This is a genomic window from Amycolatopsis magusensis, from assembly GCF_017875555.1.
GTDB lineage: Bacteria > Actinomycetota > Actinomycetes > Mycobacteriales > Pseudonocardiaceae > Amycolatopsis > Amycolatopsis magusensis.
In genome coordinates, this window is sequence record NZ_JAGGMS010000001.1 from 7,164,799 (window position 1) to 7,191,563 (window position 26,765).

Genomic DNA, 26,765 nt, shown 5'->3' on the forward strand with positions numbered 1-26,765 from the left:
CCCCGGCTCATAATGAATGGCATGACGAGCAGCGATTCAGCGTTACGGGACGGCTGGACGGCCACCCTGCGTGGCACCGCACTGGCCGGGCTCGCGCTGGTCGAGCTGGTGCTGTTCGTGCTGGTGGTCTTCGCCGGTTCGCTGGTCGGCGTGGGACTGGGCCTGTTGCTGCTGCCACCGGTGGTGCTGACCGTCCAGCGGGTGATGAACCTGCAGCGGAACCTGGCGCTGAGCTGGTCCGGGGTGCGCATTCCGGTGCCGTACCTGCCGGACACCGGCGCCACCACGGCCGTGCGGCGCTGCCACCGGCTGCTCGGCGACCGGGCGAACTGGCGCGACGCGCTGTGGCTCCTGGTGGACTCGTGCGGTGGGTTGCTGCTGACCTTCACCCCGCTGGCGCTGATGCTGCACGGCCTGCGCGGGATCGCCATGCCGTTCCTGGAGTCCTCGCCGGACGACGCCTGGCTGGGAAACTGGTACGTGGTGGTGCCCGTGGTCGACCAGCCCACCGCCTGGGCCGCCGCCGCGCTCGGGATCGCGCACTTCCCGCTGGCGCTCTGGCTCGCGCCGCGCCTGTTGCGCGTGCACGGCAGACTGGCGGGGTTGTTGCTGTCCCCCACCGAGAACACCCGCCTGACGCACCGCGTCCAGCACCTCACCGAAACCCGCGGCGAAGCCGTCGACAGCCAAGCCGGGGAACTGCGGCGGATCGAGCGCAATCTGCACGATGGCGCGCAGGCTCGCCTGGTGGCGATGGGCATGACCCTGGACGCGGCCAGCCGCATCGTCGACGAGCACCCGGAGGCCGCGAAATCCCTGATGGCGGAAGCGAAGTCGAGTTCGGCCAAGGCGTTGCAGGAACTGCGGGACCTGGTGCGCGGCATCCAGCCGCCGGTGCTGGTCGACCGCGGTATCGCCGACGCCATCCGGACGCTGGCCATGGAGAACGCGCTGCGCCTGGAAACCACCATCGACCTCCACGGCCGCCCGACGCCGGCCGTGGAGTCCGCGGCGTATTTCACGGTCTCGGAGGTGCTGAACAACGCGATGAAACACTCGGGCGCGGAAACCGGCGCCATCGACGTCCGCCACGAAGCCGGCCGGTTGCTCATCAACATCAGCGACCACGGCCGCGGCGGCGCCGACCCCGACCTGGGCACCGGCCTGCGCGGCATCGAACGCCGCCTGGCCCCCCTGGACGGTTTCCTCACCGTCCTCAGCCCCCTGGGCGGCCCCACCATGGTCGCCATCGAAATCCCGTGCGACCTGATCACCACGGACTAGGGGTCACTGTCACGAAAGTGGCTTTGGGGGCGATTTCGGCCCCCAAAGCCACTTTCGTGACACCCCCATGCCGTGAATGCCACATTCACGGCCGATTCCGCCGTGAAAGCCACATTCACGGCACCCCCAGCCCCCGCCCCAACGAAACCGGCACCCGGGCACCCCCAAACCGAGCACCCCGCCCAAACCCCCCACCCCACCCCGGTCCACAGCCAAAAACACGGCGGGGATGCCCTTGTCAAGGCATCTTTCCCGCCTTGACAAGGGCATCCCCGCCGTAGTCACACTAAAAAACCGGGGCGGGCCCCCTCCATACGCCCACAAACAGGAGCCCAATCGCGAAACTCAGCCACCTGAATACGATGTACAACTGCTCGAACGTAGAACTCGGCTACCCGAGTGCGGGGTTCAGCTACTCGAACGTAGAACTCGGGTGCCTCAACGTGAAACTCGGCTGCCTGAGTGTGAGGTTCAGCCGCCTGAATGTGAAACTCGGGTGCCTGAACGTGGGGTTCGGGTTAGTGTTTCAGGTAGGCCAGGACGGCCAGTACTCGGCGGTTGTCGTCTTCTGACTGGGGCAGGTGGAGTTTCGCGAGGATGTTGTTGATGTGCTTCGAAACGGCTTTCTCCGAGACGAACAGGGCGCCCGCGATGCTGCTGTTCGACCGTCCCTCCGCCATCAGCTTCAGCACGTCCCGTTCCCGCGCGGTCAGTGAGTCCAGGCCGGCGTCGCGCGTGTTGTGGTTCAGCAGCCGCGAGATGACTTCGGGGTCCATCACCGTGCCTCCGGTGGCGACCTGGCGGACGGCGTCGATGAACTGGTCGCCGTCGAAGACCCGGTCCTTGAGCAGGTAGCCGACCGATCCGACGCCGTCGGCCAGCAGTTCGTTGGCGTACAGGCGTTCCACGTACTGCGAGAGCACGAGCACCGGCAGTCCGCGGATGCGGCGGCGGGCTTCGATGGCGGCGCGCAGGCCTTCGTCGGTGAACGACGGGGGCAGGCGGATGTCGACCACGGCCACGTCCGGGCGTTCGCCGACCAGCGCCTCCAGCAGGTCCGGGCCGCTGCCGACGGCGGCGGCGATCTCGAACTCGTGCGCCTCCAGCAGCCGGACCAGGCCGTCCCGCAGCAGGAACTGGTCCTCACCGATCACGACACGCACGCGTTCCTCTTCCGATGGGCGGCCAGGACGGCACCCATCATAGGACCGGGGAGCCCGCTCCGGTCACCACGCACACGTTGAGGTCGAGGTGCACCGGGTCGTGGTCGGCCAGCAGCACCGGCGAGGCCAAGCCCTGCTCGGCGAGCGCCGCCCAGAGGCCGGTGGCGGGGAAGCCGGGCGCCACCTCTCGCGCACCGGCCAGCGGCCCGACGCCCCGCCCGGCGATCACCGTGGCGGGCTCCGGGAACTCGGCCAACAGCGCGGCCAGCGCCTCGGGCACCGCCTCCGGCGCGACACCGGGCCGAGTGCGGAGGTCGAAGCCGCGCTCACCGGCCTCCAGCAGCAACGCCACCGCGGCGTCCCGCACCGGCCGGTCGCTCTCGTACGGCATGCCGGTCTGGTCCGCCACCAGCACCAGCACCCGGCGGCTGCCGTGCCGCCGGGCGTGGGCCGCGGCCACCCGCAGCGCGGTGAACGCCACCGAACTCCCCTGGCCGGACAACGAGAACACCAGCGGCCCGCCGGGCAGCACGGCGGTCAGGCTGACCGCGGCGGACAGGCGGGGGTCGAAGTCCGGCGTCGCGTGCGCCACGATCGCCAGGTCGATCGGCTCGTCGGCAGACAACTCGTCGTCGAGCAGCGCGTGCGCCATCGAGGTGAACGTGTTGCCGCGTGCCCGATCCACGTCTTCCTGCTCGTGCCCGATGCCGTGATCGCGCGTCAGATCGGCGAAGTACCGGTACAACTCGGGCACGTCGATCCGGTGCTCCCCCGCCGGGAACTCGCGGTGAAGCACCTTGCCCAGCCTCAGGCAGGTCGTGGTCGGCCGAGCCGGGGCGGCGGTCCGGTACACCGCTACGCCTCCAGCCCGGCGGCGGCCAGGCCCGCGACGTGGTGCAGGTGCTGGCGGCGCATCAGGTCCGCCGGCCGGTCGCGCTCACTGATCAAATAGGACTGTCCATTGTGCACCAGCACTTCGGCGGGATAGCCGTGGCTCAGGAACAGCACCGGGGAGGCCGTCGGGCCGTAGGCGCCGGAGCGGAACACCCCGAGCAGGTCGCCGGGGCGGACCGGCGGCAGCGCGATCTTCTTGCCCAGCACGTCGTTCGGCGTGCACAGCGGCCCGGTCACGTGCCAACTCTGTTCGGCGGGCTCGTCGTACCGGTTCAGCAGGCGCATCGGGAAGTCGCGCTTGACGTAGGAGCCGATGCCCACCGCGGCCATGTGGTGGTTCGTGCCACCGTCGGTGACGGCGAAGTTCTGCCCCAGCGAGGTCTTCACGTACCGGACGCGGACCACGTACGTGCCGGAGACCGCGGTGAGGAACCGGCCCAGTTCCATCACCAGCCGGGTCGCCGGGTGCCGTCCGGCGAAGTCGGCCAGCACCGGGTTCAGGCCCGCGGCCAGCACCTCGAGGTCCAGATCGCGTTCACCGTCGAAGTAGGCGATGCCGAGGCCGCCGCCGATGTCCACCATCTCCAGCGGGAAACCCAGGTGCGCGGACAGGCGTTCGGCGAGGTCGAAGATCCGGCGCGTGTTCTCCACGATCGGGTCCTCGCTGAGGATGCGCGTGCCCATGTAGACCTGCACACCCATCAGCCGGACGTGCGGGTGGCGCTCGGCCAGGCCCGCCGCGGCGAACAACTGCTCCTCGTCGATGCCGAACTGGCGGGGCTTGCCACCCATGGTCAGCCCGGAACCCTTGACCGCGAAACTCGGGTTGACCCGCAACGAGACCGGGACCACGATGCCCTTTTCCGCCGCCAGCTCGTCCAATGTGGACAGCTCGCCGAAGGATTCGCAGACGACGGTGTAGATGCCCTCGTCCAGGCAAGCGGCCAGTTCGGCGCGGCTCTTGCCCGGCCCCAGGAAGATGATGTTCTCCGGTGCGACCCCGGCCCGGCGCGCGGTGAGCAGTTCCGCCGTCGACGAAACCTCCGCGCGGGCGCCGTGGGCGTGCAGCAGCGCGCAGATCGACACGTTCGGGTTGGACTTGAGCGAGAAGAAGACCTCCAGCTCCGGGTGCAGCCGTGCGCGCAACCCGTCGAGCCGCGAACCCAGTTCGTTGCCGTCGTAGACGAACGCGGGCGTGCCGTAGCGCTCGGCGAGTTCGGTGATGCCGATCCCGCCGACCTCGAACTCAGCAGTCATGCTCGGAACTCCTTCTGGGGGTTGGCTAGGACAGCGCCTAGTGCTGGCAGACCATGGCGGAGAAGGTCGAGCCGAGGCCGACCGAGACCATCAGGTAGTTCGACCCCGGGGTGAGCAGGCCGAGGCTGGTCGCCGTGGCGTGGTTGAGGAACGGGTCGGCGCAGAAGCAGTGGCCGGTGGACCCGACGTTGCCCAGGAAGATCTTCTCCTTCGGCAGGCCCAGCGCGCCGCCCGCGCGGATCCACGAGACGCGGTTGACGTTGTGCGGCAGGACCAGGTCGATGTCGCTCAGCCGCAACCCGGCCTCGGCGACCGCCGCGTGGGTGACCTCGGCCAGCGCGTCCGGGTAGATCTGGCGGAACTCCGTGGCCTCCTCGTCGGACAGGATCACCGCGCCGCCGGGGCCGCCGTGGGTCGCGGTGGCGAATCCGAGCACCCTGTCGCGATCGCCGCCGGGCGCGACCAGCACCGCGGCGGTGGCCTCGCCCATGATCGCGACGTCGGGGATCACCTGCGCGGTGTGCGTGAACGCTTTCTCACCACACAGGATCAGCGCCAGCGCGTCCGGGTCGCCGTCGGCGGCGAGCAGCGTGCCGCAGAGGTCGACCGCGAGCAGGCCGGAGGCGCAGGCGTGGTCGGTCAGGGTGAACATGGTCGCCTGGGACAGGCCCAGCGCGTCGCGCACCTCGAGCATCGGGTTCACCGGGTAGGGCGTGGCACCGGGCATGGTCTTCGCGCGCACCAGGTAGCGGACGCGCTTCTCCTGTCCGGCGAGCGCGGTCAGTTTCCCGGCCGCGGCGAGCAGGGTCTCCGCCTCGGACTCGCCGGAGCGGCACACCTCGGACAGTCCGTAGAACCGGCGCAGGCGCCGCAGCTGCGCGTCGGTCAGCTCGAGTTCGCCCTGCAGCGACTCGATCGGCACAGCCGACGGCAGATAGGCGGATACCGCTACCAGCGAGGTCATGCGCCCAGGGTCACGGCCGTCGCTGACGTCCTGCTGACCGGCGGCTGACGCGGCGGACGAATTCCCGGCCGTAGCCCTTCCACCTGCGGAAACCGGGGGTTCCATGATCGACGTGAGCACCGCGGGAGGCTGGTTCGGTGCGGCCCGCTTTCAGGAACGGCAGAGGTCCCGCAGCACGGGCCGTTCCTCGAAACCGCCCGCCCGGTAGGTCGCCACCGCACCGGCATTGTGGCTCGGGGTGTAGACGATCGCGGAAGTCGAGCCCAGGTCCCGGAGCGTGGCCGCGCCGGCGAGGGTGATCGCCCGGCCGTGGCCGTGCCCGCGGTGGTCCGGGTGCACGCCCATCGGTTCGATCAGCCCGGGCTTGCCCGGCCCGGCCGACCACACCGTCACCGTGGCCACCGGGGTGTCCTGGGCGTCGTAGGCGATCAGGCACCGGGCGTCGGCGTACGGCGATCCGGCCGCCATCGCGTGCCAGCGCTCGTCGGTGAAGTTGGGGGAGCCGAACGCGGCCCGCTGGACGGCGGTCCGCACGTGCGTCCGCTCCGGCCCGATCACCTCGATCCGCACCCCCGGCTCGGGCACCGGTTCGGTGAGGTCGCGGCGCAGCGGCGTCCACGGTTCGTCGGCGTCCCAGCCGTTCCCGGACAACACGTCCTGCACCAGTGCGCCGCTGGGTGCCTCGATGAACACCTTGCCGGCAGGCAGCACACCGCGCTCCGGGTCGCCCGCGTCCTCGGCCACCCGCCGCGCCAGTTCCTCGTCCCGCACGGCGTCCGGCGCGACCGTGAGCCGCAGCAGGTCGGGTCCGTCCAGGAGCCCGATGGCGAGCACCCGCCCGTCCCGGCTCCAGGTCCGGATCGCCGCGGCCGTCGTCTCCGCGCCGAACCGCCAGAACCAGCCCACGTCCCCCGGATGCAACTGCATCGGCGCGCCGTCGTACTGCCATTCCCGCAGCACGCCCACCACGCCGTCCAGGCCGTCCACGCCCGGCTTGCCCAACTCGATCGCCATAGCCGGTGATCCAACACCACCACGCCGGACGGCCGCACGCCGTTTATCCGGGCCGTCCGGCGTGGCGGCGTGGCGGCGGGATCAGCCGAACCAGGTGGTGAGCGCGGTCCGCAGGGCGGGGGCGGCGGTTTCGGCTGATTCTCCGATGGCCGCGGCCCAGGCGACGTGGGCGTCCGGGCGGATCAGCAGCGCGTCGGCCGGGCGGTCCTCCGCCTTCGCCGTGCGGATCTCGACGATCTCCTTCCAGTCCTGGGCGACCTCGCGCAGATCGGCGCGGTCGGCGAGGTCGAGCAGCACGGGCCGCGCGGGGTGCATGAGCTCCGCGACGCTGGTGGTGCCCTGGTCGGTGTGCAGGGTGAGGTCGGGGGCGAAGCCACCGGCCAAGGGGTGGTCCGCACCCGGCATCGGGTAGCGCAGGTCGGCACCGGCGAGCAGGGAACCGATGCGCCGCAACGGCTGCTCGTCGGTGACGATCTCGAGGAACAGTTCCCGCAGCGCGTCCGCGGCCGGGTCCAGTCCACGACGCAACGCCACCTGGGCCTGGGTGTGCATCATCGTCCGCGCACCCGCGTAGTGGCGTTCGCCGTGGTAGGTGTCCAGCAGCCCGGGCGGCGCCCAGCCGTCGAGTTCACCGGTCAGCTTCCAGGCCAGGTTGACCGCGTCGTACAGGCCCGCGTTGAGCCCGACGCCCGTGGCGGGGAACAGGTGGGCCGCGTCCCCGGCCACCAGTACCCGCCCGTCGCGGTAGCGCTCGGCCTGGCGTGCCTGGAACTGGTAGCGCGACAACCGGACCGGCTCGCCCAGCGGCAGCCTCCCGCCCAGCACCCGCTCGATGCTGTCCCCCAGTTCGGCCAGGGTCAGCCCTCCCTCCCCGATCTCGGCCGGCTCCTTCTCGGTGGTCTGGATGAGCGCGAGCCCGGGGCTCAGCCAGCCGAAGCCGAACAGTCCGCGCTCGGTCCGGGTGAAACCGGCGCGCACCAGGCCCAGCCCGGGCACCTGGAGATCCCCGTTGTCCGAAGTGGTCACCGAGTCGGGCAAGGTGACCTGGCCGAGCCGGTTGACCTCCGGGTAGGTGGTGCCGGGGAACGCGATCCCGGCCAGTTCGCGGACCCGGCTGCGCCCGCCGTCGCACCCCACCAGGTAGCGCCCGGTCACCTCGTACGCCCCCTCCGGGCCGGTCGCCTGGACGGTCACCGCGGTGTCGTCCTGGGTGAACCCGGTGATCTCGTGTCCACGGCGGACTTCGGCACCGAGTTCGGCGGCCCGTTCCTCCAGCAGGCGCTCGAGGCGCTGCTGCGGGAGGTACAGGCCCCGCAGCGGCGGATCCGCCAGGTTCGAGAAGTCCAGGTGCACGTCGCCGAACGGGTACTTCGGCGCGGGGTGCGCCATGCCGATGCTGGCCGCTTCGAACTCCTCCAGCACTCCCCGGAATCGCAGCATCTCCAGGATGTGCCCGCCGAGGCCGTTCGCCCTCGGCACCTCCGAGCGCTCCGCGTACCGCTCCAGCACCAGCGGCCGCACCCCGGCCAGCCGCAGCTCACCCGCCAGCATCAGCCCGACCGGGCCGGCCCCCGCGATGATCACGTCAGCTTCCACACGCACTTCGGTACTCCTCTTTTCGCGGGTCCTGGCTACAGCGCTGAAGTGTGGGGCAGGCACGGGGTCTTGCCGCAAGCCCCGGGGTGCGCTATACCTTGAGCACGGGAAGAGAGCAGGAGCTCCTTCCTTTTTTTGTGCCCTGGTGCTCAACCGGGCCCCCGCCGCACCCGTATCCACAGTGGTGAGGCCGACCGACGACACCGAGATCACCCGCTGGGCGCGGCTCGCCGCACGCGGCGATCAGCCTGCCTTCGAACGGTTCCTGCGGGCGACGCAGCCGCAGGTGCGCCGCTTCGTGGCCGGGCTGACCGACCAGCAGAGCGCCGACGACCTCACCCAGGAGACCTACCTGCGCGCGCTGCGCGGGCTGAGCCGCTTCCGGGGTGAGTCGTCCGCGCGCACCTGGCTGCTCTCGATCGCCCGGCGGGTCGCCGCCGACCACCTCCGCTCCGCCGCGTCCCGGCCGCGACTGGCCGTGCTGGCCGACTGGCAGGCCGCCGCGGAGGGCGCCGGGCACACCACACCCGTGTTCGAGGACCGCGTGGCCCTGCACCAGCTCATCGCCGGGCTCCGGCCCGAGCGCCGGGACGCGTTCGTGCTCACCCAGTCCCTCGGACTGTCCTATGTGGATGCCGCGGCGGTCTGCGGCTGCCCGGTCGGCACGATCCGGTCCCGGCTGGCCAGGGCCCGCGAGGACCTGGTCACCGCCATGGCCGAAAGCCCGCCGCGGCGGCGGACGGCCTGACCGCCGGAAACCGGCCGAATTCACCGGAAAGCGAATTCACCGCGGGAAAGAATAAAGCGCGAGTGAATTCCCGGTAAAGCAGACTGCCAGCTCAGGGACACTTTTCGGTGGTTCACCGCGCGGCCCGCGCAGCACCCGGTCACCGCCGTGCCATAGTGGCTCATCTCCCGAGAAAGGCAGTTCCGCACTACCGAAGGACCGGACCATTGCTCAGCATTCCCAAGCGGCACGCGTGGCTGATCGCCGCCGCGTTCACGCTGGGCGCGTGCGCGCCCGCGGCGCCGGAACCCGCGCCGCCCACCCCACCGGCGGCCGCGCCCAGCGTGGCCCCCGGTCCGGCGGCGACCCCGCCCGACCCGGCCGTCGAGCAGGAGTTCACCCGGCTGCAGACCCAGTACGACGCCAGGCTGGGCCTCTACGCGGTGGACACCGGCTCCGGTGAATCCGTGGCGTTCCGTGCCGACGAGCGCTTCGCGTTCGCGTCCACCTTCAAGGCGCTGGCCGCCGCCGCGGTGCTCGATTCCACCACCCCGCAGCAACTCGACCAGGTAGTCCGCTACAGCAAGGACGAGCTGCTCGAGAACTCCCCGATCACCAAGGATCACGTGGCGACCGGCATGACCCTGCGCGAGCTGTGTGACGCCGCCGTGCGCTTCAGCGACAACACCGCGGGCAACCTGCTGCTCAAGCACGTGGGCGGCCCGCAGGGGCTGGACGCCGCGCTGACCGCCGTCGGTGACGAGGTCACCTCCGCCGACCGCTGGGAGCCCGAGCTGAACTCGGCCGTGCCCGGGGACGTGCGCGACACCAGCACCCCGCGGGCGCTCGCCCACGACCTGCGGCAGTTCGTGCTCGGTGACGCGCTCGCCGAGGACGACCGCGCCCTGCTCACCGACTGGCTGCGGCGCAACACCACCGGCGGCACGGTGATCCGCGCCGGGGTGCCCGCCGACTGGGTGGTCGGCGACAAGACCGGCAGCGGGTACTACGGCGGCCGCAACGACATCGCCGTGCTCTGGCCGCCGAACCGCGCGCCCATCGTGATGGCCGTGATGACCAGCCGTGAGGAACCGCGGGCCAAGCGGGCCGACGCGCTGCTCGCCGACGCCGCCCGCGTGGCCGTCACCGCACTGGGCTGACCGACTCCCGCCGGGCCGGGAGCCAGGTGAAGGCGGGTTCCCGCGTGTGCTGCCACCGCCGGAGCCCGGCTTCCAGCTCCCGGGTCCGGCGCCGCAGCCCGCGGGCGCCCCGGTGCCCCAGGCACTGGCTGACCTCGTCCGCCCAGCGTGCTTCGGTGCCGGGGCACGAAGCGGTGAAGCGCGGGTGGGCTATCAGCCAGTCCCGGAACACCGCTTCCGGGGGCGCCAGGCAGATGAGGTGGATGTCGCGCCCGGGCGCCACGGTGTGCTGGAGGCGGGTGAGGAACTGGCGGCAGGCGGCCGGGCGCACCGCCGCCGGCCGGCCGCCCGCCACGTCCAGCAGGTCGAACAGGTTCGCCGTGCCCGGGTCCATCGGCAGCACCGGCCGATCGGCGCGGGGCCCCAGTTCCAGTGCCAGCAACCGCACCGGTGGCGCGAGGTACAGGCCGCCGAGGTCGGCGATCCGGCCCGCGAGTTCCCGGTGGTCGAGCCGGGCCGGCCGCCGCCGGACGCTCGCGCTCACGGCCGTCCGGCGCCGGGGTCAGCCCTCGGCACGCTGGTACCAGGTATCGCCGACGACCATGTCCGAGATGCCGCGGGATTCGCAGTAGAGCACCAGGTCCGACATGCGGTTGATGAACCCCTCGCCGTTGAAGTTCAGCGAGGTGTTGCACAGCACGCCGACACCGCGCTGGGCGGCGAAGGCCGAGAGCAGCCGGTGCATCTGCGGGTTGCCCGAATCCCGCACGGTCTGCACGCGGGCCGAACCGTCCACGTGGGTCACCGCGCGCAGGCCGCTGGACTCGCGCACCCGCCGGAAGTAGAGCATGTACGGGTCTTCGAAGTCCTCGTGGAAGACCTTGCCCAGGTCCTCGACCCGGCACACCGGCGCGATCGGGCGGTAGTCCTCGCGCTGCTTGATCTCGTTGAGCCGGTCCCTGGTCACCGCGCCGAACGGCTCGGCCAGCAGCGAGCGGTTGCACAGCGCGCGCGGCCCGATCTCCCAGCGGCCCTGCACCCAGGCGACGACCCGGCCACCGGCGAGCGCGCCGGAGAGCTCGTCGTGCTCGAGCGGGCGGGAGGTCCACCTGGCCGGGTCCGGCTGGGTGTCGGTGACGAATTCCAGTCCGCTGTAGACGCTCCAGTCGACGTGCGGGTCACCGGTGAAGGTGGTGAGCGCGTCGATGGCGGTGCCCAGCGCGGAACCGGAGTCGTTGGTGCACGGCGCGACGAACACCGAGGAGAAGTGGCCGAGCTGCGCCCACAGGCTGTTCCAGTCGCAGTTCAGCCCGCAGCCGCCGGAGATGTAGAGCGGGCTGCCTTCGGGCATCTCCTGCCTGGCGACCTCGGCGAAGGTCTCGAAGAGGCGTTCGGTGAGCAGCGCGGCGGCGATCTTGCACTCCGGCGACTCGACCCCGGCGTTGTACAGCACCGAATCCCGGTATTCGCCCTTCGGCGCCGGGTACATCGAGTCCTGCTTGAGGATCCGCTCGACCACGTGCGTGATGTCCGCGTCCGCGTCGGCGGAGTCGCCGAAGGCCGCCAGCGCCATCAGTTTCCCGGCGTCGTTCAGCCGCGGTTTCCCGCCGGTGGTGGGGAAAGTGGGGTCGGCGAGGCCGAAGAGGAACGAGTAGCGCGCGCCGGGGCCGGACATCACCTGGACCTTGCGGGTGATCCGCTGGTGCCCGTCGATCACGTAGAAGGCACCGACGTCACCCTCCCACACCAGCACCGTCTGGACCGGGCTGTCGTCCCTCGGCGCCATGCCCAGGGCCATGTAGATGTGCGAACGTTCGTGCGTGGAGCTGAAGAACTTCACCTCCTTGCCGAAGAAGCGCGAGGTGGTCACGGTGGGTTCTTCGATGCCCGAGTACCCGGCGCCGGTGTAGGAGATGCGGTTGGGCCGCAGGTCGCTCCAGCCGCCGAGGGCGACCACGTCCGGCACCTCGCCCAGCCGCTCGGCGAGGTCGAGCACGGTGGTGGCCAGGATCGGCGAGTACCGCGGCCGGGAGTCCTTCTCCGATTCGAGCGAGTAGAGCAACCGGCGATCGCCGATCGCGGCGACGGCACCGTCGTGCCCCGGTTTGAACGCGACGATGAGCATTCGTTCCTCCAACGCGTGACGAGGGTCGGGACCGCGCCCCCGGCCTCGTGGGCCGGGGGTCGCGGGCACGGTGGCTACGAGGTGACCGCGTGCATCGTGACGTAGTTGGTCCCGATCCAGTCGCCGAAGGTCGCCTTCTCCATGTCCAGGCTGACGTCGAGGCCGTACTTCCTGGCGTCGGGCACCGAGAAGGTGAAATCGGTCGACGGGCGCAGGAAGAACACGCTCGAGGTGCGGTCGCTGCCCTTGAGCATGCTCGCGTCCGGGGAGACCACGTGGTGGTTGGGCGCGGGCACCGCGCCCTGGGTGACCAGCGGCGCGATCGCCCCGCACAGCACCACCACGGCGTCCTCGACGTGCGGCAGGCTCACCATCTCACCGTCCACTTCGGCCTGCAGGCTGACGAAACCGTTGGCGCACGGGGTCTGGTGGATGAAGGTGATGATGGACAGGTCGTAGTGCGGGGCCATCCGGCGTGGCTCGTACTCGGCGGCGCGGTGTTCCGGGACCTCCGGGAAGTACCGCAGGCGCAGCACCGGGTCGCAGTCGAGCAGGGTGTCGAGGTCCTCGCCGTCGTAGGTGCCCGCGGCGGTCAGCACCAGGCGCGCGGTCTCCTGCGCGGCGCGGTACAGGCTGTCGAAGTAGTTCGTCCAGACCGACTCGAACTCCTTCGACGGGAACAGGTTGCCGCCGATGCCCATCGAGTACGACATGGAGTAGTCGGTGTAGGTGCCGGTGTTGGTGACCTGGGCGGTGCTTTCCGCCTCCAGCGCCGAGTACCCGCGCCGCATGGTCGGCACCTTCGTGGTCACGGCCTGCTTCTCCTCGGCTGTGCCTTGGGCGAAGAAGTCCATCGCGGTGTCGGTGGCCACCCGGTGGTCCCGTTCGGTGGCGCCGTACCCGGTGAGGTAGAAGACCCCGCGGCGGGCCCACTCGCGGAACTCGTCCTGGCGCGAGCCGTCGCGCAGTTCGGCCATGCTGAAGACCGGTACCGTCTTGTCCGACATTTCCCCTGCTCCTCGTTCGTCGTTCATTCGTGGAAGGCCAGCGCGCGCAGTTCCAGCGAAGTGCGCAGGTGGCCGGTCGACGGCCCGTTCTCGTCGAAGAAGGCCGTGTGCGGGCAGAGACCCGCCACGTCGCGCAGTTCGCCGCCGTCCGGCTCGCCACCGGCCATGGCCAGCCCGCGGCTCGCGCTGTCGTAGCACTTGAAGACCAGCGCTTCGGCCGGTGTCAGCGAGTCCCAGAAGTACCAGCGGTGCGCGGGATTGTGCCGGACCGAGTAGTTCTCGCGGTCCTTCAGCCAGTCCGGGAAGTCCAGCCGGGTCGGCACCAGGTCGGCGGACAGGTCCAGCGACCGGTAGTCGCACAGCGCCAGCGGGAAGTTGCGCACCGGCTCGAGCAGCGGCCGCCAGACGTTGATGATCTGGAAGCGCCGGAACTCCCGGCCGGGGCCGAGGTGCCGCTCGGCCCTGGCCCGCGCGCTGCCCGGGCTCTGGTCCACGTGCACCCGCTGGTGCGGGGACTGCGCGGCCGGGTCGTCGGCCGCGTCCTGCCGCCGGAGGGTGGCGTCGAAGAACTCCACCACGTCCGCGCCGGTGAGCGAGCGGAGCAGCGCACCGGTTTCCCGCCGGTACTGCTCCAGCGCGGCTTCCTCGCTGTCCAGCAGGCCCCGCTGGGACGCGCCGGTGGGCGCGGTGACCTTCTCGAACCCCGTTTCGTCGAGCGCCGGCCGGATCGAGCCCTCGCGCAGGTCGGTGATGGTCGTCTCCACGCCCACCTTGCGGAAGTTGAACAGCACCTCCGGCGGCCGGGTCACGGCGTCGATGCACCAGTCCCCGTCCCCGCCGTCCGGGGTCAGCGGGGCGGCGTAGTACAGCGGACTCGACACGGTCGGCACGATCCACCTACGCCTTCGGTGCCGACCGGCGCAGCACACCGCGTTCCAGTTGCGAACTGGCGTTGGCGTAGACCATGTCCATGCTCAGCTCCCCGGCGAACGCGGCGAGGTACTCGGTGAGCAGCTTGGGGCTGTACCGGTACCAGTACGGGATCATGTCCTCGATGATGAAGTAGTCGCCTTCGTGCAGGAGGTGGTCCACCGACCACCGCAGGATGTTGAAGGTGTTCGCGTGCGCGTCGTCGATGAACACCAGCGGGTGCGGCAGGTCGCGCAGGTGCTCGAAGGTGGCCAGGTCCGAGCAGTCGGCCTCGCGCAGCGAGATGTTCTTCATCTCGGACTCGGGGATCTGGCAGCGGGACAGGTCCCGGTCGATGCCGAGCACCTGGCAGTCGAAGCCCATCAGCTCGGCCATGTCCCGGAACCAGACCAGCGAGCCACCGCTGTACACGCCCAGCTCGATCACCGTGCGGGGCCGCAGTTCGACCATCAGGTCGTGGTAGGCGGCCTGGGTGTCCGGGTCCTTCAGCATGCGCAGGCCGCGCCACTGGTAGCGGGCGAAGTCGGAGAACCCGAGATCGCGCGGGGCCTCGGCCCACCGGTCGAGCGGCCAGTCGCGCGGGCGGTCGGCCAGCACCGGCGGGTGGTAGACCGGGTCCTCCCCCAGCCCCCGGAACAGGTTGAGGTCCAGGAAGTCCTGGCGGGTGGTGTCAGTCATGCGTGCTCCTCGATCAGGTCTGGCCGTTCTTCACGATCAGCGAGTGCAGGCCGTGGTTGAGGTAGTCGCCGTAGCGGACCGCCTCGTTGCCCTGCTTCCCCTCCGGGGCACCGTCGGGGAAGAAGGGCTCGATCAGGGTGTGCTGCCCGGCGTGGAAGAAGAACGGCAGCGAAAGGCGTTCCGCGTTGACGAACTTCACCCGGTGCAGCGGGGACGGGAAGTAGTCGTTGGTCAGGTGGCCGAGGTAGGTGCCGGCGTTGACCAGGAAGTCGGTGTCCGAAGTGGGCAGATCACGCCAGCCGTCCACGGTCTCGACCTGGAGGTTCTGCACCTGGGTCTGGTACAGCACGGTGATCATCGAGACGTCGAAGTGGTCCTCGAAGCTCAGCTTTTCCCCGTCCGGCCCGGTTTTCACCGGCGGGTAGTCCTCCAGGTACGGGTACCGGATCAGCGAGACCGAGGAGAGCGTGTCCGCTTCCTTCAGCTCCGGCTCGAAGAACCGCTCGTCCTTGCCCAGCGCCAGCGCGAACCCGCGCATCAGCACCTTGGACAGCCGGTGCATGGTCCAGTAGTACTCCTCGCAGAACGGGCGGAAGCTCGGGTGCTTCTCCTCGTCCGGCCAGCTGTTCACCTCGTGCATCGGGGTGCCGGCCTTGATCTCCGGGTGGTCTTCGGAGAACGACGGGTTGAGGTAGCAGAAGGACTCCACCGCCTTCTTGCCCTCGATCGCCATGTAGTACCCGTTGCGCACGTGCGAGTTGCTCTTGTTGTAGGCGTGGATCGCCAGGTCGTACTTCTCCTGCGGCGACATCGTCCGGTGGAACTCGTTGACCACGTCCTGCAGCCGCTGGACGTCCACGCCGTGGTTGGCGGCGTAGAAGAAGCCCGAACCGCGGCAGGCCTTGTTGATCTCCTGGCCGACCCGGACCTTTTCCTGCGCGTCGTCCCCGAATAGCGGGGACACGTCGATGGTCGGCACTTCCGCTGACGGCATTTTCATTCAGTCGCTCCCTAGGCTCGTCGAAATCCGCTCGCACATCAGCCGCACCAGCTTCTCGTTGCGCACCCACGAGTGGTGCGTCTCCCCGGCCAGGTCGCAGACCTCGATCGCGGCCGCGGGCAGCAGCAGGTCGAGGTGGTTGAAGCGCGTCCCGTGGTAGTACTCGAACAACCGGGGCTGGTGCGGGCCGTTCACCACGTCGTTCGGCTCACCGGCCTTGAACAGCACCAGGTTCCCGAGCCGTCCGGCCAGCCGGGCGAGGTCGGCCTCGTCCGGGCGGTAGTGGTAGTTGATCGGGTCGAGGATGTCCTCGACCCCGGGCAGCCCGATGTTCGCCGAGGCCTGCCGCATGCCGAAGTACGGGTCGATCAGCAGCAGGTCGTCGATCCGCTCCCCCGCCCGCGCGAGCTGCCGGGAGATCTCCAGCGACAGCACGCCGCCGAAGCTCCAGCCGAGCAGGTGGTACGGCCCGGACGGCTGCAGCCGCCGGATGTGCTCGACGTAGTAGCGCCCCAGTTCCTCGAACGAGCCCATGGGCGTGTGCAGGTGGACGTTGTTGAACAGCACCAGCCGCTGGTCCGGCAGCTGCCGCGCGAGGTTGCTCAGGTAGCTCTCCGCGCCGCCTTCGCCCGGCGGCAGCACGAAGAGCGTGCGCTCGGCGTCCTCGTTGACCAGGATGTACGGGTCGAACAGCTCGGTGGTGGCTTCGCGTGCCGGTTCGTTGCGGGCGACGGTCGCGGTGTGCGAGATCAGCCGCTCCAGCCACACCTTCAGCTCGCTGGCGAACAGGCGCGTGGCCGCTTCGCCGAGCAGGCTGTCCACCACCGCGACCAGGCGGCCGCCGGTGCAGCTCATCGTCACGTCGATGCTGGACCGGTTCGCCAGGCGGTTGCCGTCGACGGTGTGGCTGCCGGACAACGCCGGGTCGAGCTGCCACGCCTCGGTCGGCTGCCCGTCCCCCTCGCCCAGCCTGCCGAGGTAGTTGAAGCTGACCGCCGGCAGCGGGGCCTCACCGCCGAAGAGCGCGCCGTAGCCGATGCCGTGGTGCGGCACCCGGCGCCGGTTCGCCCTGGTGGCGAGCACGCTGCGCCCGAGGTCGCCGGGATCCACCTCGACGGCGAACGGGTGCATGGTGGTGAACCAGCCGACGGTGTCCCGCACGTCCGGCGCGCCCTCGAACAGCTCGCGGCCGTGGCCCTCGACGGTGAGGTGGTTCGTCGCCTGCCGGGTGATCGACCGCAGCGCGAAGCCGGTCGCGGTCAGCAGCAGGTCGTTGACCTCGGTGTCGTAGGCCCACGGGCTCTCCGCCAGCAGCGTCCGCGTGTCCGGGGCGGTGAGCGCGAACTCCTCGCGGCGCCTGGTGGTGCCTTCGGTCTGCGCCAGCAGTTCCGCGGACTCCATGTCCCGGGTGGTCTCCGCCCAGAACTCGCGCTCCCCCTCGGCCGGGGTGTAGTCGCGCACCGCCTGGGCCCACTGCCGGTAGCTGCCGGTCTTCGCGCCCAGGTCGCCGCCGTTGTACAGGATCTCCAAGTCCTGGGCGAGGATGTGCCAGCTCACCGTGTCCACCACGAGGTGGTGCAGGGCGAACCAGACCCGTGCGGTGCCGTCGTCGAACCCGTGCAGGTAGGCCGCACAGGCCGTCGGCCCGTTCGCCAGGTCGAAGGTGCGCTGCCAGTCGACCAGCCGCTGCCGCAGGTCGGCGTCGGCCAGGCCGCGCACGTCGAGTTCGTGCAGGGTGATCGGCGCGGCGTCCTCGGCGTAGACCTGCCCGCCGCTCTCCGGGAACCGCAGCCGGAAGGCGTCGTGGTGCTCGACCAGCCGGTCCAGCGCGGTCCGCAGCTCGCCGGGGTCCAGCGGCGGGGTCTGGATGGCGAAGTTGTGGTTCCAGCGGTGCCGGTCGGCCAGCGGCTTGGCGAAGAACCACTCCTGGATGGGCAGCATCGGGCACTCGCCGGTCAGCCTGCCCTGCTCGGGTTCGTCGTCGCCGGAGTTCTCGGCGAGGCCGGAGAGCACGTTGTCCACGAAGGACCGCACGGTCGGGTAGTCGAAGAGGTACTTGACGCTGACCTTGCGCTCGATCTCCCGCTGCACCTGGCTCGCCAGGTGCAGCGCGCTGATGCTGTCGCCACCGCAGCGGAAGAAGTCGTCGTCGATGCCGACCGTGCCGCCCGGCAGCTGCGCGCTCCACAGGTGGCACAGCCGCGCTTCCACCCGGTCACGAGGGGCCGCGTAGGCCGCCCGCTTCGGGGAGAAGTCCGCGCTGGGCAAGGCATCCACGTCCAGCTTGCCGGTGATCGTCATCGGCAGCGGGCGATCGAGCCGCACCAGCAGCGAGGGCACCATGCTCGGCATCAGCTGCGCCCGCAGCGCGGCGAAGAGGTCGGCTTCGTCCACGGACGCGCCGGGCTCGGGCAGGTAGTAGCCGACGAGCCGTTTGCGCTCGGGTGCCTGCGGGTCCGCGCCCGCGACGACCGCGCACTGGCGCACACCGGAACAGCCCGCCAGTGCCGCTTCTACCTCGCCGGGCTCGATCCGCAGGCCGTTGATCTTCACCTGGGCGTCGTTGCGGCCCAGGTACTGCAGCTCGCCGTCCGGGCCGCGGCGGACCACGTCCCCGGTGCGGTAGATCATCGGGAACCGGCCGGATTCCGCCGCGAACGGGTTCGGCAGGAACCGCTCGCGGGTCAGCTCGGGCCGGTGCAGGTACCCCTCGGTCACGCAGTCGCCGGCCAGGTACAGCTCGCCGACCGCGCCCGTGGGCAGCAGCTTCATCCCGTCGCCGAGCACGTAGAGCCGGGTGTTGCCCAGCGGCGCGCCGAGGGTGTTCCGGTAGGCGTCACCGGGCTCGAAGCGGTGCACGGTGTTGTACACGGTGGTTTCGGTGGTGCCGTAGGCGTTGAGGATCGGCCCGGCGAACTCGCCGCGCATCTTTTCGAAGTGCTGCGGCTGGAACGCCTCACCGGCGACCAGCACGCACCGCAGGTGGCTCAGGCGCGCCAGGTCGAAGCGCTCCACCTGCGTCGGAGTACCGCTGATGTAACTCAGGCCTTCGCGGTTCGCCAGCTCGTAGAACGCCGGGTCGTCGGCGGCCGAGGGCGGCGGCACGAGCAGCTTGTGCCCGCCGAGCACCGACAGCGCCAGTTGCTCGACGGAGAAGTCGAACACGTAGTTCGCCAGGAACAACACGGCTTCGGCGGACTCGTCCGGCGAGCCGAAGTAGCGCCCGCTCAGCTGCGCGCGGAAGCTGTCGACCGAGCCGTGCGAGACGAGCACCGCCTTGGGCTTGCCGGTGGTGCCGGAGGTGTAGATCGCGTAGGCCAGTTCGGTGCTGGTGGTCTCGGTGACCGGGTTCTCCGCGGGTTCGCCGGACAGGTCGAGCTGTTCGAGGTCGAGCACGTCGCCCGAGGTCAGGCCGCGCACCCGCGAGCCGTGTGCTTCCCCGGCGAGCACCAGTTGCGCGCCGGTGTCGGACAGCATGAACGCGATCCGGTCGTCGGGGTAGCTCGGATCGATCGGCAGGTACGCCGCCCCGGCCTTCCACACCGCGAGGATCGCCACGAGGGTCAGCTCGGACTTGTCCAGCACCAGCGCGATCAGCTCGTCGGCCCGCGGTTCGGCCACCGAGCGCAGGTGGTGCGCGAGGCGGTTGGCCCGCTCGTTCAGCTCGCGGTAGGTCAGCCGCACGTCACCATGGACCACGGCGACCCGGTCCGGCCAGGTCGCCGCCACCTCCTCGAAGACCGCGTGCAGCGTCCGGGTCCGCCGGGCGGCGGGCTCGGCGGGTGGCGTCAGCAACGCCGCCTGCCCCGGCTCGTCGAGCGCGGTGAGCTGGGCGATCGGGGTCTGCGCGGCGGCCGAGGCGAACTCGGCCAGCACGTGCTTGAAGGTGGCGATGAACCCGCTCGCGCTGGTGTCGTCGAACAGGGACGCGGCGTAGGTGAGGTTGCCGGCCAGCCCGGTCGCGGTCTCGGTCATCGTCGCGGACAGGTCGAACTTGGTGGTGGTCCAGCCACCGCTGTCCGGCTGGTACCCGGTCAGCGCGCTGGTGTGGTCCGAGACGTTCTGCAGGGTGAAGTTGAGCTGCAGGATCGGGTGACGGCTCGGGTCCTTCTCCACCTTGAGTTCCTTGACCAGCTGCTCGAACGGCAGCTCGCCGTGCACCTGCGCGGCCACCACCGCCTCGCCGACCGACCGGACGTAGGCCGGCAGGGTCGCGGCCGGGTCGACGCGGACCCGCAGGGCGAGCAGGTTCGCGAAGAAGCCGATCGCCCTGTCGAACTCCGGGCGGCCGCGGTTCGCCGACGGCGTGCCGACCACGAGGTCGTGCTGCCCGGTGTACATGTTGAGCATCAGGCACCAGGCGCCGAGCAGCACGCTGTAGAGGCTCACCCTGGCGGTCCTGGCCAGCTCGCGCAGCGCCTCGGTGGTCCGCTCGTCCAGCTCGAACTCCAGCTCGCGGCCGCGGTAGTCGAACCGCGGCGGGCGCGGGTGGTCCAGTGGCAGGGCGATCGTCTCGAAACCGCCGAGCGCGCCGGTCCAGAACTCGGTCAGCGCGGCCAGCCGCTTGCCGGTCAGGTACTGCCGCTGCCACACCGCGAACTCGCCGTAGGTGCCGCGCAGCGCGCCGAGATCGGCTTCGGGGACGCCGTCGAGCAGGGCCGCCAGCTCGCGGCGGAAGATGTCCCACGACCAGCCGTCGAAGCAGCTGTGGTGCACCACGACGCTGAGGTAGATCTCGTCGCCGTGGTCGAACGCTTCGGCGCGGATGGGCAGTTCCTCGTGCAGCCGGAACACGTACCCGGCGCGCTCGGTCAGCACCTCGTCCAGCTCGGCCCGGCTGTCCACTGTGGATGATGGCACCTCGAGCCGGACGTCGTCCGCCGGGATCGGGTACTGCCGCCGCACGCCCTGGTCGTCGGTCTTCAGCAGGGTGCGCAGGGCCGGGTGGCGGCGCACGAGCGTGCCCAGCGCACCGGGGAGCGCGGCACGGGTGTGCGCGGGCAGCCGGAGCACGAACGGGATGTTGTAGGCCGCCGTACCGCCCTCGAAGTCGTCGATGAACAGCAGGCGTTCCTGCGCCAGCGAGACCGGCGGGTGCTCGACCGCGGTGGGCGGCGGCGTCCACGCGGTGTGCTCGAGCGCGGCCGCCTGGATGTGCTCGGCCTGGGCGGCGAGCGTGGTGTGCTGGAGCACGGTCGCCACGCCGAGGCCCTGGCCGAAGCCGGTGGTGATCGCCTGCGCGAGCGCCATCGCGCGGATGCTGTCGCCGCCGAGCGCGAAGAAGTCGTCGTGCACGCCGATGCGGTCCGGCGCGATCTCCAGCACCTGGGCCCAGATACCGCACAGCTTCAGCTCGAACTCGCTGACCGGCGCGACGTATTCGGCGCCCTCACCGGCCCCGAAGTCCGTCTCCGGCAGGCGCCGCGCGTCCAGCTTGCCGCTCGGGGTCACCGGGATGTCGGTGATCCGCAGGACGCGCGCGGGGACCACGGATTCGGGCAGCTTCTTGCGCATCCACTGCTTGAGGTCCTGCTCGTCGAATTCCTGCTCGCCGACGTAGAACCCGACCAGGTACTTCTGCCCCACCGCGTGCTCTCGGGCCACGACCAGCGAGCGCACCACCCCGGGGTAGGACGACAGCGCCGCCTCCACCTCGCCGAGTTCCACGCGCTGGCCGCGGATCTTGACCTGCAGGTCGGTGCGGCCGAGGTACTCCACCTCGCCGTTGGGCAGCCAGCGCACCAGGTCGCCGGTCTTGTACAGGCGGCCGTTCTCGCCCAGCCGCCGTTCCTCCGCGGTCTGGAACGGGTTCTCCACGAACCGGTCGGCGGTCAGGTCCTCGCGGTTGAGGTACCCCCTGGTCACGCCGATGCCGCCGATGTAGAGCTCGCCGATACCGCCGACCGGGACCGGCTTCATCGCCTTGTTCAGCACGTGGCACTTGGTGTTGGCGACCGGGAAGCCGATGCTCTTGTTCACCCGGTGCACGTCCGGCGGATAGGGCCGTTTGTGGCTGGTGATCGAGATCTCGGTCGGCCCGTAGCCGTTGATGATCAGGCCGGGGAAGGTGCCGCGGATCTTGGCGAACACCGGCTCGGTGAAGTCCTCGCCGATCGCGTCGATCCGGGTCAGCGAGGTCGCCGACGAGTAGTCGTAGAGCGAGAGCACCGACGGCGTGCCCGAGAGGTAGGTGACCTGCTCGTCGTTCATGTACCGGCACAGGCGCCCGGGATCGGTGCGCATGCTGTCGTCGAGCACCACCAGCTTCTGCCCGTTGAGCAGCGCGTCGGTCATCTGCTCGACGAAGTGGTCGAAGATGTAGTTCGAGAACGACAGCAGCGCCTCGTCGCGGTGCGCCTTGTCCAGACCGAACAGCTTCGCCAGCGACACCTGGAGGTTGACCACGCCGCGGTGTTCGACGAGCACCGCCTTGGGCTTGCCGGTGGTGCCGGAGGTGTAGATCGCGTAGGCGAGGTCGGTGCTGGTGGTCTCGGTGACCGGGTTCACCGCCGGCTGGTCGTCGAGGTGCAGCAGTTCGATCTCCAGCACGGGGGTGCCGGTCTCCGCCAGCGAACGCAGCCGGTCGCTGTGGATCTCGTTGGTCACCACCACGCGCGCGGCGGTGTCGGAGAGCATGAACGAGATCCGGTCGTCCGGGTAGCCGGAGTCGATCGGCACGTAGGCCGCACCGGTCTTCCACGCCGCGATGATCGCGGTGATCATCAGCTCGCTCTTGTCCAGCACCAGCGCGACGAGGTCGTCCGGGCGCAGTTCGACCACCGAGCGCAGGTAGTGCGCGAGGCGGTTGGCCCGCTCGTTCAGTTCGCGGTAGGTCAGCCGGTTTTCCCGGTACACCACGGCGATCTCGTCCGGCCAGCGCTCGGCCATCTCCTCGAACACCGCGTGCAGCGTCTTGTCCGCGGGGAATTCCTCGGCGGTCTCGTTCCACGAATCGAACCGCGCGCGCATCGACGGTGAGATGAGGTCCAGTTCGCGGACGGGCCGCGCGATGTCCTCGGTCACCTGGTGGAACAACGTCCTGGCGACGTCGAGCAGGGTGTCGATGGTGTCCTCGTCGAACAGTTCGCCCGCGTACCACAGGGTGACGGTCAGCTCGTCGCCCTCTTCCCGTGCCACCACGGCGATCGGGTAGTCGACCTTGTCGGCGTCGTAGGCCTTCTCGAAGCGCAGCGCTTCCTGGTGCGCGAGTTCCTCTTCCTCGTCCAGCAGGCGCGGGTAGTTCTCCAGCACCAGCAGCGTGTCGAACAGGCGGCGCTTCATCTCGCCGCTCTGCAGCCTGCCCAGTTCCACGATGCTCTTGCTGTTCATCGTGTTCACCGCGGCCTGGATGTCCCGGACCGCCTCGGCCACGTTCTGGCCCGCCTGCTGGTCGTGGTCGACGATCAGCGGCAGCGTGTTGATGAACAGCCCGGCGGAGTTTTCGATGCCGTCCACCGGCAGGTTGCGCCCGGACACGATGGTGCCCACCACGGTGGTGTTGCCGCCGCCGATGGCGTGGAGCACCTTGTGCCAGACGAACTGCAGCACCGAGTGCAAGGTCACCTGGTCGGCGGCGCACCCGGCCTTGAGCGCGCCGGTCAGGTCCGCGCCCAGGCACAGCTTCCTGGTCCGGTGCCGCTGGACGTGGTCGTAGTCGCCGAGCGAGACGCGGTACCGGCTCTTTTCGTTGAGCAGCCCGGCGAAGTCGCCGCGCTCGTCGATCCGGCCGAGTTGCTCCACCCAGTAGGCGGCGTGGTCGTTGCGGTGGGCCTCCCAGTACCGCTGGGCCGCCACGTATGCGTTGTCCACATCGGACTCGATCGGCTGTCCGGCTCGCAGCGCCAGGTAGTTCCGGTGCACCTCGTCGTGCAGGACCGGCAGGCTCCAGCCGTCCAGGATGATGTGGTGGCAGCTGAAGATCAGCGAGAACAGGTCCTCGCGCTGCTTGATCAGGTAGACGCGGAACAGCCGGCCACCGGCCAGGTCGTACGGTTCGGTGCGGTCGCGCTCCTGCAGTTCCCGGACCCGGGCCTCCTGCTCGGCGTCGTCGGCCGTGGCGCTCAGGTCGACGAAGCGCCAGTCGAACGGCTTGTCGTCGTTGTCGACGATCTGCACCGGCTCCTCGGCCCAGTCGAACCGCAGCCGCAGCGCCGGGTAGGTCTGGCGGGCGGCCTGCCACGCGTCCTTCATCAGCTCGGGGCGGATCGGCGCGTGGTAGCGGTGCACCGACTGGACCACGTACGCGTCGTCGCCGCCCGCGGTCTTGAGGTGGTGGTAGAGCAGGCCCTGCTGGAGTCCGTTGGCGAGCATGCGGACCGGTTCGCTGCCGGTGGTGACCTCTTCGACCACCACCTCCGGCTCGGCGTGGCCCTGCGATTCGAGGTGACCGGCCAGCGCGGCGAGCGTGCGCAGCGCGAAAACGTCCTCCACGCCGAGGGAAAGGCTCAAACGCTGCCGCACCCGGGCGATCAGCAGGATGCAGGAGATGCTCTGGCCGCCGAGGCGGAAGAAGTCGTCGCGCTCCCCGATCCGGTTCTCCGGAACACCGAGCACCTCGCTCCAGATCGCCCGCAGCTGCTCGGTGATTGCCAGGAGTGGGGCATTACTACCATCTATTGCAAGTAATGCCCCATTCATAGCATTGGCGGGGGCCGGGTGGAGGCTGACTTCCGGCAGGGCACGCCAGTCCACTTTGCCGTTGACGTTGACCGGGATGCTCGTGAGCCGCACCATGCGCGCCGGGACCATGATCCGGATCAGGCGCTGTTCGAGGAAGGCGATCAGGTCGGCTTCGGCGACCTCGGCCCCGTCCTCCACGAGGTAGTAGCCGACGAGGTGCCGGTCGCCGGTGGCGTTCTCCTTCGCCACCACCACGCACTTCTTGACCCCGGGGAACTCCGTGGCCTGCGCCTCGATCTCCCCCGGCTCGACGCGGACGCCGTTCAGCTTCAGCTGGAAGTCGGCGCGTCCCATGAACTCGACTTCACCGTTGAGCAGCACCCGCGCGAGGTCGCCGGTCCGGTAGAGCCTGCCGTTGCGCCCGCGTGCCTTCTCCTCCTCGGTCTGGAAGGGGTTGGCGGTGAAGCGTTCCGCGGTCAGGTCGTCGCGGTTGAGGTAGCCGGGCGCGACCCCGCAGCCACCGATGTACAGCTCGCCGATCGCGCCGATCGGCAACTGCTTGAGCCCCTGGCTGAGCACGTACCACTTGACGTTGCGCAGCGGCCTGCCGATGCTGCGGTCGCGCCGCTCGGTCACGCCGGGGCCGAACTCCTTGACCGCGGTGACGAACGCGGCCTCGGTGAAGGCGTACTCGTTGACCACGTGCCCGGCGAACTTCTCGCGCAATTGCCGGAGCCCGGAGGCGGTCAGCTCCTCGCCGACCAGCAGCAGCCGCTTCAGGCTCGCGCACCGGCGCAGGTCGAAGTGCTGCAGCACCGAGCCCGTGGCGTTGAGGTAGGTGACGCCGTGGCGCTCGATGTATTCGGGGAAGAGGTCGGGGTCGAGCCGGACGTCGTCGGGCACGATCACCAGCGTCTGCTCGTTGATCAGCGCGATCAGGGTCTGGCGCAGGTGCGGTTCGAAGACGTAGGAGGCGAACAACGCGACGCGTTCGGTGCCCGGCCGGCGCATGTCGTAGCGCTCGGACAGGTCGGTGATGCTGTTCACCACGCTGTAGTGGTACTTCGGCACGCCCTTGGGCACGCCGGTGGTGCCCGAGGTGTAGGTGACGTACGCGCGGTCCCGGCTGCTCAACGCCAGGCCGGGATTTTCCCGTGCCTGCTCGGGGTGCGGCCCCGCCACCACCGCCTCGACCTCGATGACGTGCACCGAGGCGTGCTCGTCGCCGAGGACCTCGCGGAGGCGCTCGGCGTGCCGCCGGTTCGTCACGATGCCCGAAAGCCCGGTGTCGCCGACGAGGAAGCGGATGCGCTCGGCCGGGTAGGCCGGGTCGATCGGCACGTAGGCCGCGCCGGACTTCCAGATGCCGAAGGTGGCGACCACGCCGAGGTCGCTCTTGTCCAGGTACAGCCCGATCAGCGCGCCGGGCCGCACGCGCACCGGCCCCTGGATCAGCCAGTGGGCGAACTGGTTGGCCCGCTCGTTGACCTCGCGGTAGGTCAGCCGGACGTCCCCGCACACCACCGCTTCACGGTCCGGCGCCCGCCGCACCACGTCCTCGAAGAGTTCGTTGAGCCGCTTGTCCTCGTCGAACTCGCCGTCGGTGCCGTTCCACTGGTGCAGCTGGAGTTCCTGCTCCGCCGACACCAGGTCGATGTCCGCGACCAGCTGCTCGGGACGGCCGATGAACTGGCCGAGCACCTCACGGGCCACGTCGAGCACCCCGGCGATGATCTTGTCCTCGAAGAACTCACCGGCGTAGGCGATCCGCCAGTGCAGGCAGCCGGCCGCCGGGTCGTCCCGCACGATCGTCACCAGCGGCGCGGGCGGGAGCTCGGTGAAGCCGAGGTGGCCGTCCGCGAGCACGAGCAGCGCGTCGAAGAGCCCGCGCTGCAGCAACTCCTCCGGCGGGAGGTACATGTCCTCGCGCGCGACGGCGTCTTCGAGCTGCTCGGCGGCCTCGGCGCAGGTCAGCCCGGCCTGCTCGAGGTGGTCGACGACGACCGGGAGCACCTTGCCGTCCCGCAGGAACGCGACCACGGTCTGGTGGCCGTGCCCGTAGGCGTGCAGCACGCTGTGCAGCGTGGCGAGCGCGAACGCTTCGAGCGGCATCGCGCCCAGCGCCTGCTTGAGCGCGGTGTAGTCCTGGCCGGAGATGGTGAGTTCCTTCTCCTGGGTGGCGCGGACGGCCGTGTCGCTGTCGCGGACGGCGACCCGGTGCCGCCACTCGTCCTTGAGCAGCATTTCCAGGTCACAGCGCTGACCGGCGATCGCGTCGATGCGCGCGCACCAGTCCGCGGCCGACTTCAGGTGTCGTGCTGACGTCATCGAGGGAATTCCTTCTCGTCTTCTCGTCGAGCTCGCCGGG

The 26,765-nt window shown here is 70.1% G+C and carries 16 protein-coding genes; 3 read left to right on the plus strand and 13 right to left on the minus strand.

Features of this window, described 5'->3' with window-relative positions:
- Positions 1-21: 21 nt before the first annotated feature.
- On the plus strand, positions 22-1,284 hold the full coding sequence (locus tag JOM49_RS31805) for a sensor histidine kinase (protein WP_245369541.1): 1,263 nt from the start codon (positions 22-24) through the stop codon (positions 1,282-1,284).
- A gap of 518 nt (positions 1,285-1,802) precedes the next feature.
- On the opposite strand, the gene JOM49_RS31810 is transcribed toward JOM49_RS31805, so the two are convergent.
- The 6 genes from JOM49_RS31810 to JOM49_RS31835 form a co-directional block, all read right to left on the minus strand.
- A complete protein-coding gene (locus JOM49_RS31810; protein WP_209667863.1) occupies positions 1,803-2,447 on the minus strand; it encodes a response regulator transcription factor in 645 nt (214 codons plus the stop codon).
- 37 nt (positions 2,448-2,484) lie between these two features.
- Complete coding sequence (locus JOM49_RS31815; RefSeq protein ID WP_209667864.1) at positions 2,485-3,300, minus strand: beta-ketoacyl-[acyl-carrier-protein] synthase family protein; 816 nt, start codon at positions 3,298-3,300, stop codon at positions 2,485-2,487.
- A gap of 2 nt (positions 3,301-3,302) precedes the next feature.
- A complete protein-coding gene (locus tag JOM49_RS31820) occupies positions 3,303-4,598 on the minus strand; it encodes a type III PLP-dependent enzyme (protein WP_209667865.1) in 1,296 nt (431 codons plus the stop codon).
- A gap of 37 nt (positions 4,599-4,635) precedes the next feature.
- Positions 4,636-5,562 (minus strand): 3-oxoacyl-[acyl-carrier-protein] synthase III C-terminal domain-containing protein, encoded by a 927-nt coding sequence (locus JOM49_RS31825; protein ID WP_209667866.1) that lies wholly within the window; start codon positions 5,560-5,562, stop codon positions 4,636-4,638.
- 150 nt (positions 5,563-5,712) lie between these two features.
- A complete protein-coding gene (locus JOM49_RS31830) occupies positions 5,713-6,576 on the minus strand; it encodes a GNAT family N-acetyltransferase (RefSeq protein ID WP_209667867.1) in 864 nt (287 codons plus the stop codon).
- A gap of 81 nt (positions 6,577-6,657) precedes the next feature.
- Entirely contained in the window at positions 6,658-8,178 is a 1,521-nt protein-coding gene (locus JOM49_RS31835) for an FAD-dependent monooxygenase (RefSeq protein ID WP_209667868.1), read from the minus strand.
- 175 nt (positions 8,179-8,353) lie between these two features.
- On the opposite strand from JOM49_RS31835, the gene JOM49_RS31840 reads away from it, so the two are divergent.
- Together JOM49_RS31840 and bla are read left to right on the plus strand one after the other, a co-directional pair.
- Positions 8,354-8,920 carry a sigma-70 family RNA polymerase sigma factor gene (locus tag JOM49_RS31840; RefSeq protein WP_372444231.1) on the plus strand — a complete coding sequence of 189 codons (567 nt, stop codon included), beginning with the start codon at positions 8,354-8,356 and terminating at the stop codon, positions 8,918-8,920.
- 206 nt (positions 8,921-9,126) lie between these two features.
- Entirely contained in the window at positions 9,127-10,059 is a 933-nt protein-coding gene (gene bla / locus JOM49_RS31845; RefSeq protein ID WP_245369542.1) for a class A beta-lactamase, read from the plus strand.
- Here bla and JOM49_RS31850 read toward each other — a convergent pair.
- The 7 genes from JOM49_RS31850 to JOM49_RS31880 form a co-directional block, all read right to left on the minus strand.
- A complete protein-coding gene (locus JOM49_RS31850) occupies positions 10,043-10,582 on the minus strand; it encodes a hypothetical protein (protein WP_209667870.1) in 540 nt (179 codons plus the stop codon). The two genes, bla and JOM49_RS31850, sit on opposite strands and share 17 nt — an antisense overlap.
- 18 nt (positions 10,583-10,600) lie before the next feature.
- Entirely contained in the window at positions 10,601-12,163 is a 1,563-nt protein-coding gene (gene cmcH / locus JOM49_RS31855) for a carbamoyltransferase C-terminal domain-containing protein (RefSeq protein ID WP_209667871.1), read from the minus strand.
- A gap of 74 nt (positions 12,164-12,237) precedes the next feature.
- Positions 12,238-13,170 carry a 2OG-Fe(II) oxygenase family protein gene (locus JOM49_RS31860; RefSeq protein ID WP_209667872.1) on the minus strand — a complete coding sequence of 311 codons (933 nt, stop codon included), beginning with the start codon at positions 13,168-13,170 and terminating at the stop codon, positions 12,238-12,240.
- A gap of 23 nt (positions 13,171-13,193) precedes the next feature.
- Positions 13,194-14,051, minus strand: a complete 858-nt coding sequence (locus tag JOM49_RS31865) for a CmcJ/NvfI family oxidoreductase (RefSeq protein WP_209667873.1) — start codon at positions 14,049-14,051, stop codon at positions 13,194-13,196.
- 16 nt (positions 14,052-14,067) lie between these two features.
- Positions 14,068-14,778 (minus strand): CmcI family methyltransferase, encoded by a 711-nt coding sequence (locus tag JOM49_RS31870; protein ID WP_209667874.1) that lies wholly within the window; start codon positions 14,776-14,778, stop codon positions 14,068-14,070.
- A gap of 13 nt (positions 14,779-14,791) precedes the next feature.
- Entirely contained in the window at positions 14,792-15,778 is a 987-nt protein-coding gene (locus tag JOM49_RS31875; RefSeq protein ID WP_209667875.1) for a 2OG-Fe(II) oxygenase family protein, read from the minus strand.
- Entirely contained in the window at positions 15,779-26,725 is a 10,947-nt protein-coding gene (locus JOM49_RS31880; protein ID WP_209667876.1) for a non-ribosomal peptide synthetase, read from the minus strand.
- Between the last annotated feature and the right edge of the window lie 40 nt (positions 26,726-26,765).